This window comes from Rossellomorea vietnamensis NBRC 101237 (genome assembly GCF_001591825.1).
Taxonomy (GTDB): Bacteria; Bacillota; Bacilli; order Bacillales; family Bacillaceae_B; genus Rossellomorea; species Rossellomorea vietnamensis.
In genome coordinates, this window is sequence record NZ_BCVQ01000021.1 from 1 (window position 1) to 18211 (window position 18211).

The window sequence follows — 18211 nt, forward strand, 5'->3', positions numbered from 1 at the left end:
CGTTGGGGGCTCCCCCTGTGAGAGTAGGACGTCGCCAGGCAAATAGAAAAAGAGTAGCTCTTAGGAGTTACTCTGTTTTGTTTTGAAATGGTATGCAATGAGTCTCCGGAAAGGTATTATTTGGTAAAATACGCAATAAACGAAAAAATGACGCAATTATCCCGAAAATGACGCAATCAGGCTTAAAAACGACGCAACTATTCCATCAATACCTGTACTAATCTCTTAATACAGCTACCCTTTCTACCAATTTGACATCCTCATCAAAGTATTTCAACCAAAGTGTTCCCACTAGGATCAAATATAAAGGAAAAGTAGACTCATTTTTAAAAAATAGAATAGAAATCTATCATTTATTCAATATAATGCCTATCGAAACTTTATTTATTCAATTTTTCACAATTTGAACCAGATCTAACCCAAATCCCACCCCACCCAAAGCAACCCATCCCCCCAAGCACATACCTTCCCTCCACATTCCACCCCCCTTATACTAAACTCAAACCCTATTAGGAGGTCATCCAAATGACAACAACAAACATGCGTAAACAATACAACGAATATATCGCTAAGTTCAAAGAGAAAACCCCTCAGGAAATGCAGGACAAGATGGGGAAAGCAATCACAGAACTAGAAAACTCAGAGGAAGGAAATGGTCTCCGCATAGGGGACAAAGCACCAGAGTTCACATTACCCGATGCTACAGGCAAGGTGGTTCAATTAAGAGAGATCCTGGACAAGGGCCCTGTGGTCCTCACTTTCTATCGCGGCGGATGGTGCCCGTATTGCAACATGGAGCTGCGTGCCTACCAACAGCTGATGGAGGACATTAAAGCTGCGGGAGCTGAGCTTGTAGCGGTCAGTCCGCAGACGCCGGATGCATCCCTTTCTACTAAAGAAAAAAATGAACTTGATTACTTTGTTCTGAGTGATGAAGGAAATAAAGTGGCGGATGAATATAAGCTTGTGTACAAACTTCCTCCATACTTGGTAGACATCTACAAAGAAAAGGGACTCGATCTTGAGAAAGCGAACGATAGTGATTCCTGGACCCTTCCTGTTTCTGCGACGTATATTATTCAGCAGGATGGTACGATTGCGTACGAATATACGAAAGCCGATTACAAAGATCGTGTAGAACCTTCTGAAGTGGTTGAGAAGTTAAAAGCTTTATAAGAATGCAGTCCAGGACGGCTATGTAGCTGCTTATGAAAAGCGGCCACATAGCCGTTTTTGTTTTAATCCGCCCCAAATAGGAAAAACAAGGAGTGTGGAACTGCGTTTTTTCTAGAAATTGTCATCTAATATTTACTCATAATTCTTTCTGAAGTGGTTCATATTCTCGGTTTTTTCTAGTAAAATAGGAACTTAATTTGAGCATACTACAGTAGTAGTGTAGAGAGGAGCATCCAGGTGTTAGAGAACAGTGTGATGATGGTCATCATTATTTTATTGATTAATATCGTGTATGTATCATTTTTTACGATAAGAATGATCCTGACGTTGAAGGGCTATCGATATTTTGCAGCGTTTGTGAGTACGTTTGAAGTGGTCATTTATGTGGTGGGTCTCGGGCTTGTGCTGGACAATCTGAATGAGATCCAGAACTTGATTGCGTATGCAGTCGGGTACGGTCTTGGTGTCATTGTCGGTATGAAGATCGAGGAGAAGCTGGCTCTTGGATATATCACGGTGAACGTGATTACGAAGGAGTATGATAAGGCCCTTCCGAATGAGCTTCGTGCACGTGGATACGGTGTGACGAACTGGGAGGCGAATGGCCTTGAGGGGAACCGTATGGCCTTGCAGATCCTGACACCGAGGAAGTATGAGATGAAGCTGTATGATACAATTAAAGAGCTTGATCCGAAAGTGTTCATCATTGCTTATGAACCGAAAGCGATCCACGGCGGGTTCTGGGTGAAGACCGTGCGAAATATACGTAAAGGAAAATTAAAAGAATGAGTAAAAAGAAGTTATTATTTGAAGTGCAGGAAAACGAGAGTATTGCAGAATGCCTCGATCGTATGAAGGGAATGGGCTATATGCCGGTTAGACGGATGGAAAAGCCTGTTTTTGAAGAACAGAAAGAAGGAAATAAAACGGAGTATGTCCCTATAAGGCAGACAATTGTCTTTGAAGGAAAAAGGATTGAAGAGTAAAACGCTTCAAACCCGAACATTAATTTTCAGACTTTTATTATCGTTCGATTATTCGTTGACAGAGTCTTCATATCACGTTATGATGGAGACAAATAAACCGAATACCCTCATATAATAATGGGAATATGGCCCATGAGTCTCTACCTGACTACCGTAAATGGTCGGACTATGAGGGAAAGTAGATGTCTGGATGCAGATCTCATGGTGTGGACCTTACCCTGATTGAAGGGACCATTCTCTGTAAAATACCCAGATCAATTGCTTTCTCTCAAAGTAAAGTAGAGAACAGTTGATCTGGGTATTTTTTGTTAGCGGAGATTCGGTAAACTGCGGGAGGTGCCTGTCACCATTATGATATCAGTGATCATGGGAAGTACATCGGACTGGGAGACAATGAAGCATGCGTGTGAGGTATTGGAGGAGCTTGAGATTCCATTCGAGAAACAGGTGGTATCGGCTCACAGGACACCTGATTATATGTTTGAATTTGCAGAAGGGGCTAGAGCCCGAGGAGTGAAAGTGATCATAGCAGGTGCAGGAGGGGCTGCACATTTACCGGGGATGGTGGCAGCGAAAACCACATTGCCTGTGATAGGGGTTCCGGTGCAGTCAAAGGCATTGAATGGGATGGATTCACTGTTATCCATCGTACAGATGCCAGGCGGAGTACCGGTTGCGACGGTGGCGATCGGGAAAGCGGGAGCTACGAATGCAGGACTCCTTGCTGTTCAAATCCTTTCGATAGAAGATACAGAGTTGGGAGCAAGATTAGATAATAGACGGGAAGCGCTACGGGAAAAAGTGATGGAAAGCAGTGATGACCTTGAATAAGAAGACGATACTACCAGGACAGATGATTGGGATTATCGGCGGCGGACAGCTTGGCCGGATGATGGCACTGGACGCGAAAGCAAGAGGCTTTCGGGTGGCTGTATTAGATCCTTCGCCTGACTCACCATGTGCACAGGTTGCCGATCTTGTGATCACGGCAGGCTTCGATCAGTATGACGCGTTATACAGACTGGCAGAAGAGTGCGATGTGATTACATACGAATTCGAGAACATCGACTATGAAGCGCTGAAATGGCTGTCTGAGCGAGCTTATTTACCACAAGGTGCTGAATTGATCCGCATCACTCAGGACCGCATCATGGAAAAGGAAGCCCTTACGTTTGCAGGTGTGGAAGTGGCTCCTTATGCTGTGATTAAACAACAGAAGGACATCTATGATAATATAGAAAAGCTTGGCTATCCAGTGGTTTTGAAAACGACGAGGGGCGGTTATGACGGGAAGGGTCAATTTGTGATCCGGGAAGCAGGCGAGATAGAGGAAGCCGCTGCTTTATTGGAGAACGGTCCATGTGTGTTGGAGAAGTGGATTCCTTTTGAAAAAGAGCTATCCGTGATCGTGACACGTAATCCTGACGGACAGCAAACGAACTTTCCGGTAGTGGAAAACATTCATGTTGATAATATCCTGCATGAAACAATTGCGCCTGCCAGGGTGAGTGAAGAAACAGCAGCTAAAGCGATCGAGATGGCGAAGAGAATCAGTGAGACACTCGATCTTGTAGGGACTCTTGCCATAGAGATGTTCCTGACAGCAGACGGGGACATCTACATCAATGAACTGGCTCCAAGGCCGCATAATTCCGGCCATTACTCGATTGAAGCATGTGATTTCTCCCAATTCGCCCAGCACGTCAAAGCGGTTTGTAATTGGCCGCTTGTCCAGCCTACCTTATTAAAGAACGCTGTGATGGTTAATCTATTAGGAGAGCATATCGAGCCTATAATGAAGGCTGTTCCAAAACACCCGGACTGGTTTATCCATCTGTACGGCAAGGGTGTACCGAAGCCGAAGCGCAAGATGGGGCATGTCACGATCTTAACGAATGAGTTAGAAGAGACAATGTCGAACGTAAAGGAAGCCGGGATTTGGAAGGTGCAAGAAAAGATCGGAGGACGACTGGTATGATAGAACGTTATACACGCCCTGAAATGGGAGCAATTTGGACAGAGGAAAATCGTTTTCAAGCATGGCTTGAAGTAGAAATCCTTGCTTGTGAAGCATGGGCTGAGATCGGGGACATTCCGAAAGAGGATGTGGCGAAGATCCGTGAGAACGCAGGCTTCAATGTGGACCGCATCAAGGAAATTGAAGAAGAAACAAGACACGACGTCGTAGCTTTCACAAGAGCGGTTTCTGAGACCCTTGGAGAAGAAAGAAAATGGGTTCATTACGGACTGACTTCTACGGACGTTGTAGATACGGCCCTTTCGTATCAACTGAAGCAAGCGAACGAGATTATTTTAAAAGACTTGGAACGCTTCGTTGAAATTTTAAAAAACAAAGCGATTGAGCATAAGCATACGGTCATGATGGGGCGTACGCACGGTGTTCATGCGGAGCCGACTACATTCGGTCTGAAGCTTGCCCTTTGGTACGAAGAGATGAAGCGTAACGTGGAACGATTCAAAGCAGCGGCTGACGGAGTGGAATTCGGTAAGATTTCCGGTGCGGTTGGAACGTATGCCAATATCGATCCATTCGTTGAGTCTTATGTGTGCGAAAAACTAGGCATCAAGCCTGCACCGGTTTCCACACAAACACTTCAGCGTGATCGTCACGCTCATTACATGGGGACGCTTGCCCTGATTGCGACATCGATCGAGAAGTTTTCTGTTGAGGTTCGCGGATTGCAAAAGAGTGAGACGCGTGAAGTAGAAGAATTCTTCGCAAAAGGTCAAAAAGGATCGTCAGCGATGCCGCATAAGCGTAACCCGATCGGTTCTGAAAACATGACGGGGATGGCCCGCGTGATCAGAGGATACATGCTGACAGCGTATGAGAACGTGCCACTGTGGCATGAGCGTGATATCTCTCACTCTTCAGCAGAGCGTGTGATTCTGCCGGATGCGACGATCGCCCTTAATTACATGTTGAACCGTTTCGGCAACATCATCAAGAACTTGACGGTCTTCCCGGAGAATATGCAGCGTAATATGGATCGCACACTTGGCTTGATTTACTCTCAACGTGTTCTTCTCGCTCTTATCGATAAAGGGATGACTCGTGAAGAGGCGTATGATACGGTTCAACCGAAAGCAATGGAAGCGTGGGAGAAGCAAGTGGCCTTCCGCTCCCTCATTGAAGAGGATGCAACCATCACGTCCAAGCTGTCGCCGGCTGACATTGATGATTGTTTCGATTACAACTATCACTTAAAACATGTGGATACAATCTTTGAACGTTGCGGCTTAGTATAAGTCCTTCTGACAAATGAATAAGGCAGGGGTTTTTAACGGAATCCCTTCCTTTTTTTATGAAAATATAGACTGAAGATTGGAAATTTTCAATGAACAGGGGGGTTTCATATGGAAAAAGGAACGCTTTTATATGAAGGAAAAGCGAAGCAGATCTTCGAAACGAATGATGAAGAGGTTGTCTGGATTCAGTATAAGAATTCTGCCACTGCTTTCAATGGGGAGAAGAAAGCGGATATCGACGGCAAAGGGGTTTTAAATAATAAGATTTCGAGCTTGCTATTTTCAAAGCTTGCCGAAAAAGGAATACAGAGTCACTTTATTAAACAGATTTCAGAGGATGAGCAGCTGGTCAAACGTGTAAGGATCATTCCACTTGAAGTCGTGGTCCGGAACGTGATTGCAGGAAGTTTATCCAAACGGCTTGGAAAAGAAGAGGGGACATCCCTTCAAAAGCCGATCATCGAATTTTACTATAAAGACGATGATCTTGGAGATCCCCTGATCACCGATGATCATATTGATTTCCTGGAGATCGCGTCTCGGGAAGAACGTGCCGAGATCAGAGAGATGGCACTCGGTGTGAATGAAGTCCTTCAAGAGATATTTAGAGAAGCGGGAGTCACCCTCGTCGATTTCAAATTGGAGTTTGGGAAAGACCGTCATGGAACAATTCTATTAGGGGATGAAATTTCACCTGATACATGTCGTCTGTGGGACGCCGAAACGAACCAAAAGCTTGATAAGGATGTTTTCAGAAGAGATATTGGGAGTTTAACAGAAGTATACTCAATCATTTTAGAACGCTTAGGAGGAAACAAACTATGTACAAAGTAAAGGTTTATATCACATTAAGAGAAAGTGTATTAGATCCTCAAGGAAGTGTTGTGAAACAGGCACTGCATTCAATGGAATTCAAAAGTGTTGAAGATGTGCGCGTCGGAAAGTATATGGAGTTGACTCTTCCATCATCTGTTGAAAACGTGGAAGCGACGGTTGAGGAAATGTGTCATCGCCTGCTTGCGAACCCGGTCATCGAGGATTACCGATATGAAATCGAGGAGAGTGTCGCTCAATGAAGTTTGCAGTAATTGTATTCCCAGGCTCTAACTGTGACATCGATATGTACCATGCGATCAAGGATGAAATCGGTGAGGAAGTGGACTACGTTTGGCACGATGCTGATAATCTGGAAAACTATGATGCGATTCTATTACCAGGTGGATTCTCGTACGGGGATTACCTTCGTTCAGGAGCGATTGCCCGTTTCTCGAACGTGATGAAAGAGGTTGTGAAAGCGGCTGAGCAAGGGAAGCCGGTTCTGGGTGTATGCAACGGATTTCAGGTTTTATTGGAAACAGGGTTATTACCAGGGGCAATGCGCCGGAATGACAGCTTGAAGTTCATTTGTAAAACCGTGCCATTAACCGTTGAGAATAATGAGACGATGTTTACGAATGGCTATGAAAAGAACGATGTGATCCAAATTCCGATTGCCCACGGTGAAGGGAATTACTTCTGTGATGAAGAGACGATGATCACACTGAAAGAAAACAATCAAATTGTGTTCACGTATACGGATGAAAATCCGAACGGAAGCGTTGAGAATATTGCAGGAATCACCAATAAACAAGGAAATGTCCTTGGGATGATGCCTCATCCGGAACGTGCCATGGATACTTTACTAGGTAGTGAAGACGGGAAGAAACTATTTCAATCGATTGTGAAACACTGGAGGGAAAAACATGTCGTTAATGCTTGAACCAACTTCAACGCAAGTGAAAGAAGAGCAGCTTTATCGTGAGATGGGTTTAACAGACGAAGAATTTTCAATGGTGGAAAACATCCTTGGAAGAACACCGAACTACACAGAGACCGGTCTTTTCTCTGTTATGTGGTCAGAGCATTGCAGCTATAAAAATTCGAAGCCTGTACTGATGAAATTCCCAACGACAGGCGAACGTGTTCTTCAAGGGCCTGGAGAAGGAGCTGGGATTGTTGATATTGGCGATGATCAAGCAGTGGTGTTCAAAATCGAGAGTCACAATCATCCGTCAGCGATTGAGCCTTATCAAGGAGCGGCAACAGGTGTCGGGGGTATTATACGAGACGTATTCTCGATGGGGGCAAGACCTGTCGCACTCCTCAACTCTTTACGCTTTGGAGAGTTGGATTCTCCTCGTGTTCAGTATCTATTTAAAGAAGTCGTAGCGGGTATCGCCGGATACGGTAACTGTATCGGGATCCCGACGGTCGGCGGTGAAGTTCAATTTGATGCTTCTTATGAAGGAAATCCACTTGTAAACGCCATGTGTGTCGGGTTGATCGATCATAAGGATATTAAAAAAGGTCAGGCACATGGGGTCGGGAATACTGTGATGTACGTTGGGGCAAAAACTGGTCGTGATGGCATTCACGGAGCGACTTTCGCATCCGAGGAACTGAATGAAGGATCGGAAGAGAAGCGTCCGGCGGTTCAAGTGGGAGACCCATTCATGGAGAAATTACTACTTGAAGCGTGTTTGGAGCTTGTTCAGAACGATGCTCTTGTGGGCATTCAGGATATGGGAGCGGCCGGCCTGACAAGTTCTTCAGCGGAAATGGCGAGTAAAGCGGGATCCGGAATCGAAATGGATCTTGATCTTGTACCACAGCGTGAAAGAGGTATGACGGCATATGAAATGATGCTGTCGGAATCTCAGGAACGCATGTTGATCGTCGTTGAAAAAGGCCGTGAGCAAGAGATTGTCGATCTTTTTTCTAAATATGACTTAGAAGCGGTTTCCATCGGGAAGGTGACAGATGATAAGCGTCTTCGTCTTCTTCACAAAGGGGAAGTTGTGGCAGATGTACCGGTGGATGCTCTTGCTGAAGAGGCACCTGTTTATCACAAGCCTTCTCAGGAAGCGGCTTACTATAAAGAGTTTCAGGCAATGGAAACGCCCGCTCCAAAGGTGGAAGATTATAAAGAAACGCTTAAAGCATTGTTACAGCAGCCGACCATCGCAAGTAAGGAATGGGTATACGATCAATATGATCACCAGGTGAGAACAAGTACGGTAGTGAGTCCGGGTTCTGATGCGGCGGTCGTGCGTGTACGCGGTACGAGAAAAGCCCTTGCCATGACAACGGATTGTAATTCACGTTATTTGTACCTGGATCCGGAAGTTGGAGGGAAGATTGCAGTTGCCGAAGCAGCGCGTAATATCGTTTGTTCAGGAGCGATCCCACTAGCGATCACAGACTGCCTGAATTTCGGAAATCCTGAGAAACCGGAAATCTTCTGGCAGATTGAAAAATCCGTTGAAGGGATGAGTGAAGCTTGTCGTGAGCTATCGACTCCAGTTATCGGCGGAAATGTATCCTTATATAACGAATCCATGGGGACAGCCGTTTATCCCACACCTGTTGTCGGAATGGTCGGCCTGATTGAGGACATCGATCATATTACAACTCAAAGCTTCAAGGAAGCCGGAGATTCTATTTATGTCATCGGGGAAACCCGTGAAGAATTTGGCGGAAGCGAGCTTCAAAAGCTTTCAGAAGGAAAGATCTTCGGGCAGGCACCTGCGATCGATTTGCAGACGGAGCTTCGCCGTCAAATGCAGCTGTTAGAAGCGATCCAAAAAGGTCTTGTGGCATCTGCCCATGATATCGCTGAAGGTGGTTTCGCCGTCGCTCTTGCAGAATCGACTTTTGGAACAAAAGGATTGGGAGCAAGCGTCCAGGTTTCTGGAGAAAACACTGTGGCTGACCTTTTCAGTGAAACTCAATCCAGATTCATCGTATCGGTGAAACCGGAACACAAGGCTGAGTTTGAGAAACTGGTTCCAGAGGCAAAGGTCGTTGGTGACGTGACCGATTTAGGATTAATCAAGGTGTCATCAGAAGATGGGGACGTCATTTTAGAATCGTGTGTAGAAGAATTGGAGTCAGCTTGGAAAGGAGCGATCCCATGCCTGCTGAAATCAAAGGTTTAAACGAAGAATGCGGCGTATTCGGGATATGGGGACATCCCAACGCCGCACAAATTACGTATTACGGACTTCATAGTCTGCAGCATCGGGGACAAGAGGGAACGGGGATCGTCGTGTCTGACGGCGACACGTTACGCTGCCTAAAAGGGGAAGGCCTCGTGACGGAAGTGTTCCAGGAAGGGACGATCGAGAAGCTTGAAGGGGATTCGGCCATCGGTCACGTGCGCTATGCGACGGCAGGAGGCGGAGGCTACGAGAACGTCCAGCCTCTTCTCTTTAACTCGCAGAGCGGTAGTCTTGCTCTTGCCCACAACGGGAATCTGGTCAATGCGAACGCCTTGAAGCACCAGCTTGAAGGACAGGGGAGTATTTTTCAAACAAGCTCGGATACAGAAGTGCTGGCTCACTTAATTAAAAGAAGCGGGTACTTTAATCTGAAAGATCGCGTGAAAAACGCACTGACGATGTTGAAGGGTGCTTACGCATTTGTCGTCATGACAGAAACGGAGATGATGGTGGCATTGGATCCACACGGTCTTCGCCCATTATCTCTCGGTAAGCTTGGGGATGCTTACTGTGTGGCGTCTGAAACATGTGCCTTCGATATCGTTGGCGCTGAATTTGTACGGGATATCGAGCCGGGGGAGCTTGTGATCATCAATGATGAGGGATTGACCTCAGAACGGTTTAGTTTTTCAGGCGGAAATGCGATGTGTACGATGGAATACGTATATTTCTCTAGACCGGACAGCAATATCCAGGGAATCAACGTCCATTCGGCGAGAAAGCGGATGGGGATGGAACTGGCGAATGAAGCGCCGATTAAGGCAGATGTTGTAACGGGTGTCCCGGATTCCAGCATCTCAAGTGCCATCGGCTATGCGGAAGCTTCAGGGATTCCGTATGAAATGGGACTGATCAAGAATCGTTACGTAGGCCGTACGTTCATTCAGCCTTCTCAATCCCTTCGTGAACAGGGTGTGAAGATGAAACTTTCACCTGTAAGGGGAGTCGTTGAGGGTAAGCGTGTCGTCATGGTCGACGATTCCATCGTACGGGGGACAACGAGCAAACGGATTGTCACCATGCTAAAAGAAGCGGGAGCGAAGGAAGTGCATGTGTGTATCAGTTCACCGCCCATCAAGAACCCTTGCTTCTACGGCATCGATACATCCACTCATGAAGAATTGATCGCCTCTTCCAACTCAGTGGAGGAAATGCGTCAGATCATCGGTGCGGACTCGCTGACATTCTTAAGTCCGGAAGGCGTGATTAAAGCCATCGGCCGGGATGATTCATCGGAGAACCGCGGTCAATGCATGGCTTGCTTTACAGGGAAGTATCCAACGGAAATCTACCCGGATACACTTCATCCACATGAAAAAGAGTTAGTGAAATAGGGGGAATCATGATGGCAAATGCGTATCGACAGGCAGGAGTAGATATCGAAGCGGGATACGAATCCGTCGACCGGATCAAAAAGCATGTGAAACGAACGGCCCGTGAAGGCGTTCTTGGTCAATTGGGAAGCTTCGGAGGAATGTTCGATTTATCTTCATTGAACTTGAGTGAGCCCGTGCTCGTCTCGGGTACAGATGGAGTCGGAACGAAGCTGAAGCTTGCCTTCATGGCAGACAAACACGATACGATCGGGATCGATTGTGTGGCCATGTGCGTGAATGACATTGTCGTTCAAGGAGCGGAACCACTGTATTTCTTAGATTATATAGCGACCGGGAAAGCACTCCCGGAGAAGATAGAAGGTATTGTAAAAGGGATTGCGGACGGATGTGAAATGGCGGGCTGCGCGCTGATCGGCGGAGAAACTGCCGAGATGCCTGGTATGTATTCAGACGAAGAATATGATATTGCCGGCTTCGCTGTAGGTGCCTGTGAAAAAAAAGAGATCATCACAGGCGAACAAATTTCTGAAGGAAATGTGTTAGTCGGACTGGGGTCCAGTGGTATACACAGTAATGGGTACTCCTTAGTGAGAAAAGTATTCTTCGAAGATCAGTCGTTTTCTTTGGAAGAATCAATTCCTGAAATCGAGACCACATTAAAGGAAGCATTACTTACACCAACGAAGATTTACGTGAAGCCTGTACTGGCGGCACTTAAACAATTCTCCATTAAGGGGATGTCCCATATTACGGGCGGAGGCTTCATTGAAAATATCCCACGGATGCTGCCAGAAGGTTTGCAAGCAGAGATACAGGAAGGCAGCTGGGATATTCCAAGCATTTACCCTGCCCTTGAGCAGTATGGAGACATTCCGCGCAGTGAAATGTACAACATTTTCAATATGGGGATTGGATTTGTGTTAGCTGTAGAGGAAGAGCAAGCAGAAGACATTCTTCGATTCTTCAATGAACAGGGTGAAGACGCCTTTATCATTGGACGCGTTTCCGAAGGAACAGGGGTTAGCTTTGTTCGTTGAGAATAAGGATGAGCATGTCAATAACGGGGGCGAGTCATGAGACAGATTGCCATTTTTGCATCAGGAAGCGGAAGTAATTTTCAAGCATTGGTAGACGCTGTGCAAAGCGGAACTCTGAAAGCGAATATCAGGCTTCTTGTATGTGACCAGCCGGGCGCGTTTGTCATTCACCGCGCCCAAACTGCAGGAATCCCAACCTTCGTCTTTCGGGCAAAAGACTATGAAAATAAGCAGGCATTTGAACAGGAAATCCTAAATGAGCTGGCTCATTTGGGTGTTGATTTTATTGTATTAGCAGGGTATATGAGATTGATCGGTCCAACGCTTCTTGAAAGCTTCGGTGGAAGGATCGTCAATATCCATCCGTCACTCCTCCCTTCTTTTCCAGGGAAGGACGCCATCGGACAAGCCATCGAAGGTGGGGTGAAGATCACCGGCGTCACGGTTCATTTCGTAGACGCAGGCATGGACACAGGTGAAATCATCGCACAGGAAATCGTCCGTGTCACAACTGGCGAAACCAGGCAGTCACTGCAGGACAAAATCCAGCACGTTGAACATCACCTGTACCCAAGCACCCTGAACCACCTCTTCCTCACAACGGGTCACTAAAGAGGGGAAGAGTGGTTGCTTTATCATAGTAGTGTGATAAAGTGGTGAGGGACGGACCTTTGATTTCAATATAATGAAATAAAATCAGCAGTACATAAGGCAGAGGAGGATCAGACATTGAAAAAAAGAGCATTGATCAGTGTTTCAGATAAAAGCGGAGTCATCGAATTTGCGAAAGAATTAAAGACACTGGGGTATGAAATCATTTCGACTGGCGGAACGAAGAAGCTCCTTTTAGAAAATGACGTAGACGTCATGGGAGTCGAAGAAGTGACGGGGTTTCCGGAAATCCTTGAAGGTCGCGTAAAGACCCTTCACCCGAATATCCACGGTGGGTTACTTGCAAAACGCGGTGAAGAAAGCCATCGAAAACAGCTTCAGGAACAAGGAATCGAAGGGATCGACCTCGTATGTGTCAACCTTTATCCGTTCCAACAGACCATCTCAAAGCCGAATGTCGGTGTAGAAGAAGCAATTGAGAACATCGATATCGGTGGACCGACCATGTTGCGGGCAGCTGCAAAAAATCATCAGTACGTGACGGTCGTAGTAGATGCACTGGACTATGATGAAGTGATTGCCGAGTTAAAGCTTCAAGGTGAATTACCTCTTGAAAAACGACGTAAATTAGCTGCCAAAGTGTTCCGTCACACGGCAGCTTACGATGCATTCATCGCTGAATACATGACGGACATTTCAGGTGAAGAGCACCCCGAACGTTTTACGAGAACATATGAATTAAAGCAAACGCTACGCTATGGAGAAAATCCGCATCAGCAGGCTTCATTCTACCGTGCACCACTTGGCTCTGAATTCTCTGTGGCCATGGCTCGACAGCTTCACGGAAAAGAACTTTCCTATAATAATATCAATGATGCCAATGCGGCCCTTCAAATCGTAAAAGAATTCACGGAACCGGCCGCCGTCGCCGTGAAGCATATGAATCCGTGTGGTGTCGGGGTTGGCTCGACCATCCACGAAGCGTTTTCGAAAGCGTATGAAGCGGATTCTACATCCATCTTCGGAGGGATTGTGGCGCTGAATCGTATCGTAGATGAAGAAACAGCGAAACAGCTTCATGAAATCTTCCTTGAGATCGTGATCGCTCCTGCGTTCAGTGACCAAGCATTCGAGATCCTTTCAGGTAAGAAGAACATCCGTTTATTGACGGTACCATTTGAAACCACGAACAAAACCGAGCGTAAGCTAACGACAGTAGAAGGCGGGTTGCTCGTTCAAGCCGATGACACGTTCACCCTGGAGGATGCGGATCTGAGAGTGGTAACCAAACGTGAACCAACGGAAGCGGAATGGGACAGCATGAAGCTGGGCTGGAAAGTCGTGAAGCATGTGAAGTCGAACGCAATTGTGGTAACAAATGCTCAAATGACCGTTGGAGTCGGAGCAGGTCAAATGAACCGCGTAGGTGCTGCAAACATTGCACTCGAGCAAGCCGGAGTGAAAGCCAAAGGAGCCGCCATGGCATCAGATGCCTTCTTCCCGATGGACGACACCGTAGAAGCAGCTGCCAAAGCAGGCATCACAGCCATCATCCAACCTGGAGGCTCCATCCGTGACGAAGATTCCATCAAAAAAGCAGACCAATACGGTATCACCATGGTCATGACAGGAATCCGCCACTTCAAACATTAATGGGAGGGACGGACCTCAAGATTTGATCGTCCTCCCCATGGTAGAAATGATTCAACCTTATAGGTAAAGCGTTCTGCAGGCCGGTCGGCTGGTTCAGGGGGCGTGAAGTGAGGGACGGACCTCATGTTTCCCCTGCCATAGCCCGGTCTGAAAAACAGATCGTACAATTATTCCAAATACGAACCTCTCCTCATCTACACCATCGCAGGAGGGGTCTTCTTAAAAAAGGGGGCTTTTTCAAGATGAAAGTATTAGTGATCGGACGTGGCGGCCGCGAGCATGCCATATGCAGGAAATTTGCGGAAAGTGAAAGTGTGACAGAGGTGTTCTGTGCACCCGGGAACGCAGGGATCGCAAGCGTCGCAACAAATCTCCCTTACACTGAATCCGACGTGAGTGAACTGATTGATTTTGCCAAGAAAGAGGACATAGCATATACGTTTGTTGGACCTGAAAATCCGTTGCTTGAGGGAATCGTCAACCGCTTCCAGGAAGAAGACCTGCACATATTCGGACCGACGAAAGAAGCGGCCATCATAGAAGGAAGCAAATCGTTCTCGAAAGAATTAATGAAAAAGTACAATATCCCAACGGCATCGTATGAAGTGTTCACAAGCGTGGAGAAAGCGATCGAATATGTGAAGGAAGCCGGTGCCCCGATTGTCGTGAAGGCTGATGGCCTGGCAGCTGGTAAGGGCGTTGTGGTGGCGGAAACAGAGGAAGAGGCCATCAGTGCACTGGAAGAAATGCTCCTGAACGAGAAATTCGGGGATGCCTCATCAAAAGTCGTTGTCGAAGAATGCTTATTTGGGGAAGAGTTTTCACTCATGGCTTTCGTAAATGGTGAGTCGGTTTATCCAATGGTCATCGCCCAGGATCATAAACGTGCCTTTGATGGTGATCAAGGTCCGAATACAGGCGGGATGGGGGCTTATTCCCCGGTTCCCCATATTTCGGAGGAAGTCGTGCAAGAAGCCATTTCGACTGTGCTTCACCCTACGGCGAAAGCGATGGTGGAGGAGAATCGTTCGTTTACGGGGATCCTTTATGCCGGCTTGATGCTGACTAACGAGGGTCCTAAAGTGATCGAATTCAACGCTCGATTTGGAGATCCGGAAACCCAGGTAGTCCTTCCTCGTCTGGCGTCTGATTTCGGTCTGGTAGTCAAAGACATCATAGATGGAAAACCGGTAGATTTGGAATGGTCTGACGATGCAGTTCTAGGGGTCGTTCTGGCAGCAGAAGGATATCCGGGTGAATACTACAAAGGCATTCCGCTTCCTGCCATTTATAGCGCACTTGATCCTAAGACCCTGGTTTATCATGCAGGAACTGAATTAACAGAAGACGGTTCCCTTGTTTCAAATGGCGGAAGAGTGTTACTGGTCGCTTCCTCTGCTCCCACTGTAGAAAAAGCGCAAACAGCCGTTTATAAAGAATTAGCTAAAGCAGAGTGCAAAGGCTTGTTCTATAGAAGAGATATCGGCCGGAAAGCTATCGAACACGTCTCTTCCTAGATTTACGGACATACACGTAGGCAATGGCGACGATTCCGCCGATTAACGAAAACAGAACATACGACATATCGGTTAAATATTCCCAGAACAATACAAACAACTCCTTTAATGAAATATGGATGCAAAATTGCCGAGGGATGTCCTATAAAGAGGGACGGACCTCGGCAATCATGCCTTTTTGAAGGGATCCAATCAACAGGATTCCCGCTGTTACGGCATTTCACAGGATGATATGTCCTTTCAGACCCTTAAGAATGAAGGTCCGTCCCTTTAGAACCCGTCAATGCTTCCTGGACTTCCTGGTTGGTGAGTTCTTCGGGGTTGAAGTTGGATTCTTTTTTGGTGTTTTTCGTCGGGTCTTGTGTGTGTTCGTTTGTTGGTTGGTGCTGGTGCCCATTATCAGTGTGGTCCTTCTTGTCGGATTTCAGCATGTCTTTGAAGTTCATCATATCCTTTGCTTTAAATCCTCCAAAGCCGCCGTTCTTGCCTTCACCATCTCCACCTTTTTCAAACAGGGCAGTGACAGGGCAATAACGCAGGATTCCTTCTCCGACTTTCATGGCGCCGATTACGGCCATGACAAGATAGGAGTCCCTCCATGGACGTCTTGCAAGCTTTGATGTACTCCACGCTAAAATGGTAAATCCAACCGTGATGCGGATCAGGGCATTGATGATCCCGATGTTTGATGATACTTTCATTTGTAAATTCCTCCTTAATCGAAAATTCACATAATTGTTGTAAACCTTTAATGCGTTAAATAGTAAAATATGTTAACATAAATTGAAACTTAAACTAATACCATTCCACTAGAGGAGTGTTCACTTTGGAACAGCGCTACAGATGGAAGAACAAACAACTGCGAGAACATGTACAAGTACTGAATGGAGAATTGTCTCCCAGTCTTCTTTTAAAGAATGCAACATACCTTCACTCGACGTTAAAGAAATGGGTGCAGGGACATATTTGGATTTACGGGGACAGGATTGTCTATACTGGTGACCGACTCCCGGAAAACCTTGAAGAGTGCGAAGTGATGGACTGCGAATCACAGTACCTCGTTCCCGGATATATCGAACCGCATGTACACCCGTTTCAGCTTTATAATCCCCAATCTTTTTCCAAGTATGCATCCCAAACCGGTACAACGACATTCGTCAATGATAACCTGATGATGTTTTTACAATTGGAAAAAAAGAAAGCGTTTACTTTATTGAGGGAGTTCAGCAAAATGCCGGTCACGATGTACTGGTGGACCCGTTTTGACTCTCAAACCGAGATGGTCGATGAAGAGGTTACGTTCTCGAATGGGGAAGTGAAATCGTGGCTCGAACATGATTCGGTGCTGCAAGGCGGGGAATTGACCGCATGGCCGCGGCTTCTTGAAGGAGATGACCTGATCCTTCACTGGATGCAGGAAACCAAACGGATGGGGAAAATTGTGGAAGGTCATCTTCCGGGGGCTTCAGACAAGACGATTGCCAAGCTCCGCCTATTAGGCATTGATGGCGACCATGAAGCCATGACGGGTGAGGATGTATACAAGCGCCTGATTCAAGGGTTGACCGTCACACTGCGTCATTCCTCGATCCGGCCGGATTTACCGGCTCTGTTAGACGGGTTAAAAGAAAAAGGCATTGATTCATACGATTCCCTTCTCTTTACCACAGATGGATCGACACCGGGCTTTTATGAGCAGGGTATCCTGGATTTCATGATCAAAATGGCCATCGACAAGGGCATACCGCCTATCGAAGCCTATAATATGGCAAGTTACAACGTTGCCAATTATTACAATATCACTCACCTACACGGGATGATCGCTACAGGCCGGGTCGCAAACATTAACTTTCTCTCGGCAAAGGATGATCCGACTCCGGTCTCCGTGCTTTCAAAGGGTACCTGGGTCCGTAGAAATGGTGACCAGATGGAAGATCCCACCGAAATCAATTGGGGACCTAACGGGTTCACCCCGTTATCCCTGGATTGGGACGTGGGGTATGACGATCTCCAATTCTCCATGCCGTTTGGGATCGAAATGGTGAACGATGTCATCACCAAGCCTTACTCCATTTCCATCAATCCATCAGAGGAATTGCTTGATCCCGATCATGACCAATCCTTCCTCATGTTGTTGGACCGGGATGGCAATTGGAGGATCAGCACCATGATCAAAGGATTCTCTAAAGGTGTGATGGGGTTTGCATCGTCTTACTCCAATACAGGGGACATTATCCTGATTGGAAAAAGTAAGCCTGATATGATTGCAGCTTTCAACAGGATGAAAGAAATCGGTGGCGGGATCGTTCTTGCAGAGAATGGTGAAATCCTGCACGAGATTCCACTGCCATTAAGCGGATTGCTTTCAGAGAAGGAAATGCCCGAGCTGATTGAGGAAGAAAAAACACTTAAAGACTTATTAAAAGAGAGGGGCTACCGCTTCTCTGATCCGATTTATACATTGCTGTTCCTTCAGTCCACTCATCTGCCTTATATAAGGATGACACAAAAGGGAATCTATGATGTAATGAAGAAAACGGTACTCTTTCCAACAATAATGCGTTAAAATAGTAAAGTAAATAG

At 46.5% G+C, this 18211-nt stretch carries 18 protein-coding genes and 1 riboswitch; of the genes, 16 read left to right on the forward strand and 2 right to left on the reverse strand.

Features of this window, described 5'->3' with window-relative positions; all coding sequences use genetic code 11:
- The first annotated feature begins 525 nt into the window (after positions 1 to 525).
- The 15 genes from BVI01S_RS12235 (at position 526) to purD (ending at position 15628) form a co-directional block, all read left to right on the forward strand.
- A complete protein-coding gene (locus BVI01S_RS12235) occupies positions 526 to 1176 on the forward strand; it encodes a peroxiredoxin-like family protein (RefSeq protein WP_061810337.1) in 651 nt (216 codons plus the stop codon).
- Between the two features lie 258 nt (positions 1177 to 1434).
- Positions 1435 to 1965 carry a DUF2179 domain-containing protein gene (locus BVI01S_RS12240; protein WP_439951110.1) on the forward strand — a complete coding sequence of 177 codons (531 nt, stop codon included), beginning with the start codon at positions 1435 to 1437 and terminating at the stop codon, positions 1963 to 1965.
- Positions 1962 to 2162 (forward strand): NETI motif-containing protein, encoded by a 201-nt coding sequence (locus BVI01S_RS12245; protein WP_061810339.1) that lies wholly within the window; start codon positions 1962 to 1964, stop codon positions 2160 to 2162. Before BVI01S_RS12240 ends, BVI01S_RS12245 begins: the two co-directional genes overlap by 4 nt.
- Positions 2163 to 2249: 87 nt before the next feature.
- Positions 2250 to 2351: riboswitch (purine riboswitch) on the forward strand.
- 162 nt (positions 2352 to 2513) lie between these two features.
- The gene (gene purE, locus BVI01S_RS12250; protein ID WP_061810340.1) at positions 2514 to 2993 is read left to right on the forward strand and encodes a 5-(carboxyamino)imidazole ribonucleotide mutase; all 480 of its coding nucleotides are present in this window, start codon (positions 2514 to 2516) and stop codon (positions 2991 to 2993) included.
- Positions 2980 to 4140 carry a 5-(carboxyamino)imidazole ribonucleotide synthase gene (gene purK / locus BVI01S_RS12255; RefSeq protein ID WP_174523031.1) on the forward strand — a complete coding sequence of 387 codons (1161 nt, stop codon included), beginning with the start codon at positions 2980 to 2982 and terminating at the stop codon, positions 4138 to 4140. The genes purE and purK overlap by 14 nt, the downstream gene beginning before the upstream one ends.
- Positions 4137 to 5432 (forward strand): adenylosuccinate lyase, encoded by a 1296-nt coding sequence (purB, locus tag BVI01S_RS12260; protein ID WP_061810341.1) that lies wholly within the window; start codon positions 4137 to 4139, stop codon positions 5430 to 5432. Before purK ends, purB begins: the two co-directional genes overlap by 4 nt.
- A 108-nt stretch (positions 5433 to 5540) precedes the next feature.
- Positions 5541 to 6266, forward strand: a complete 726-nt coding sequence (purC, locus tag BVI01S_RS12265; RefSeq protein WP_061810342.1) for a phosphoribosylaminoimidazolesuccinocarboxamide synthase — start codon at positions 5541 to 5543, stop codon at positions 6264 to 6266.
- On the forward strand, positions 6254 to 6508 hold the full coding sequence (gene purS, locus BVI01S_RS12270; protein ID WP_034760827.1) for a phosphoribosylformylglycinamidine synthase subunit PurS: 255 nt from the start codon (positions 6254 to 6256) through the stop codon (positions 6506 to 6508). Before purC ends, purS begins: the two co-directional genes overlap by 13 nt.
- Positions 6505 to 7191 carry a phosphoribosylformylglycinamidine synthase subunit PurQ gene (purQ, locus tag BVI01S_RS12275; RefSeq protein ID WP_061810343.1) on the forward strand — a complete coding sequence of 229 codons (687 nt, stop codon included), beginning with the start codon at positions 6505 to 6507 and terminating at the stop codon, positions 7189 to 7191. The genes purS and purQ overlap by 4 nt, the downstream gene beginning before the upstream one ends.
- Positions 7175 to 9409, forward strand: coding sequence for a phosphoribosylformylglycinamidine synthase subunit PurL (gene purL, locus BVI01S_RS12280; RefSeq protein WP_061810344.1), 2235 nt, complete (start codon positions 7175 to 7177; stop codon positions 9407 to 9409). The genes purQ and purL overlap by 17 nt, the downstream gene beginning before the upstream one ends.
- Complete coding sequence (gene purF, locus BVI01S_RS12285) at positions 9385 to 10806, forward strand: amidophosphoribosyltransferase (RefSeq protein ID WP_061810345.1); 1422 nt, start codon at positions 9385 to 9387, stop codon at positions 10804 to 10806. Before purL ends, purF begins: the two co-directional genes overlap by 25 nt.
- An 11-nt stretch (positions 10807 to 10817) precedes the next feature.
- Complete coding sequence (gene purM, locus BVI01S_RS12290; protein ID WP_061810346.1) at positions 10818 to 11846, forward strand: phosphoribosylformylglycinamidine cyclo-ligase; 1029 nt, start codon at positions 10818 to 10820, stop codon at positions 11844 to 11846.
- A gap of 36 nt (positions 11847 to 11882) precedes the next feature.
- Positions 11883 to 12458: a phosphoribosylglycinamide formyltransferase gene (gene purN / locus BVI01S_RS12295; protein WP_061810347.1), complete on the forward strand. Its 576-nt coding sequence runs from the start codon at positions 11883 to 11885 to the stop codon at positions 12456 to 12458.
- Positions 12459 to 12575: 117 nt separating this feature from the next.
- The gene (purH, locus tag BVI01S_RS12300) at positions 12576 to 14111 is read left to right on the forward strand and encodes a bifunctional phosphoribosylaminoimidazolecarboxamide formyltransferase/IMP cyclohydrolase (RefSeq protein WP_061810348.1); all 1536 of its coding nucleotides are present in this window, start codon (positions 12576 to 12578) and stop codon (positions 14109 to 14111) included.
- A gap of 242 nt (positions 14112 to 14353) precedes the next feature.
- The gene (gene purD, locus BVI01S_RS12305) at positions 14354 to 15628 is read left to right on the forward strand and encodes a phosphoribosylamine--glycine ligase (RefSeq protein WP_061810375.1); all 1275 of its coding nucleotides are present in this window, start codon (positions 14354 to 14356) and stop codon (positions 15626 to 15628) included.
- Here purD and BVI01S_RS23275 read toward each other — a convergent pair.
- Complete coding sequence (locus BVI01S_RS23275) at positions 15606 to 15695, reverse strand: EYxxD motif small membrane protein (protein ID WP_330994755.1); 90 nt, start codon at positions 15693 to 15695, stop codon at positions 15606 to 15608. The two genes, purD and BVI01S_RS23275, sit on opposite strands and share 23 nt — an antisense overlap.
- A 181-nt stretch (positions 15696 to 15876) precedes the next feature.
- Positions 15877 to 16329 carry a YgaP family membrane protein gene (locus BVI01S_RS23280; protein WP_082197432.1) on the reverse strand — a complete coding sequence of 151 codons (453 nt, stop codon included), beginning with the start codon at positions 16327 to 16329 and terminating at the stop codon, positions 15877 to 15879.
- Between the two features lie 125 nt (positions 16330 to 16454).
- On the opposite strand from BVI01S_RS23280, the gene BVI01S_RS12315 reads away from it, so the two are divergent.
- Positions 16455 to 18194 (forward strand): adenine deaminase C-terminal domain-containing protein, encoded by a 1740-nt coding sequence (locus BVI01S_RS12315; protein WP_061810349.1) that lies wholly within the window; start codon positions 16455 to 16457, stop codon positions 18192 to 18194.
- The last annotated feature ends 17 nt before the right edge of the window (positions 18195 to 18211 follow it).

What these genes read in the sequence shown, in the direction of transcription:
- BVI01S_RS12235 (WP_061810337.1), top strand. Translation starts at nt 526, where the DNA reads ATGACAACAACAAACATGCGTAAACAATACAACGAATATATCGCTAAG.
- BVI01S_RS12240 (WP_439951110.1), top strand. Translation starts at nt 1,435, where the DNA reads ATGGTCATCATTATTTTATTGATTAATATCGTGTATGTATCATTTTTT.
- BVI01S_RS12245 (WP_061810339.1), top strand. Translation starts at nt 1,962, where the DNA reads ATGAGTAAAAAGAAGTTATTATTTGAAGTGCAGGAAAACGAGAGTATT.
- purE (WP_061810340.1), top strand. Translation starts at nt 2,514, where the DNA reads ATGATATCAGTGATCATGGGAAGTACATCGGACTGGGAGACAATGAAG.
- purK (WP_174523031.1), top strand. Translation starts at nt 2,980, where the DNA reads ATGACCTTGAATAAGAAGACGATACTACCAGGACAGATGATTGGGATT.
- purB (WP_061810341.1), top strand. Translation starts at nt 4,137, where the DNA reads ATGATAGAACGTTATACACGCCCTGAAATGGGAGCAATTTGGACAGAG.
- purC (WP_061810342.1), top strand. Translation starts at nt 5,541, where the DNA reads ATGGAAAAAGGAACGCTTTTATATGAAGGAAAAGCGAAGCAGATCTTC.
- purS (WP_034760827.1), top strand. Translation starts at nt 6,254, where the DNA reads ATGTACAAAGTAAAGGTTTATATCACATTAAGAGAAAGTGTATTAGAT.
- purQ (WP_061810343.1), top strand. Translation starts at nt 6,505, where the DNA reads ATGAAGTTTGCAGTAATTGTATTCCCAGGCTCTAACTGTGACATCGAT.
- purL (WP_061810344.1), top strand. Translation starts at nt 7,175, where the DNA reads ATGTCGTTAATGCTTGAACCAACTTCAACGCAAGTGAAAGAAGAGCAG.
- purF (WP_061810345.1), top strand. Translation starts at nt 9,385, where the DNA reads ATGCCTGCTGAAATCAAAGGTTTAAACGAAGAATGCGGCGTATTCGGG.
- purM (WP_061810346.1), top strand. Translation starts at nt 10,818, where the DNA reads ATGGCAAATGCGTATCGACAGGCAGGAGTAGATATCGAAGCGGGATAC.
- purN (WP_061810347.1), top strand. Translation starts at nt 11,883, where the DNA reads ATGAGACAGATTGCCATTTTTGCATCAGGAAGCGGAAGTAATTTTCAA.
- purD (WP_061810375.1), top strand. Translation starts at nt 14,354, where the DNA reads ATGAAAGTATTAGTGATCGGACGTGGCGGCCGCGAGCATGCCATATGC.
- BVI01S_RS23275 (WP_330994755.1), bottom strand. Translation starts at nt 15,695, where the DNA reads ATGTCGTATGTTCTGTTTTCGTTAATCGGCGGAATCGTCGCCATTGCC.
- BVI01S_RS23280 (WP_082197432.1), bottom strand. Translation starts at nt 16,329, where the DNA reads ATGAAAGTATCATCAAACATCGGGATCATCAATGCCCTGATCCGCATC.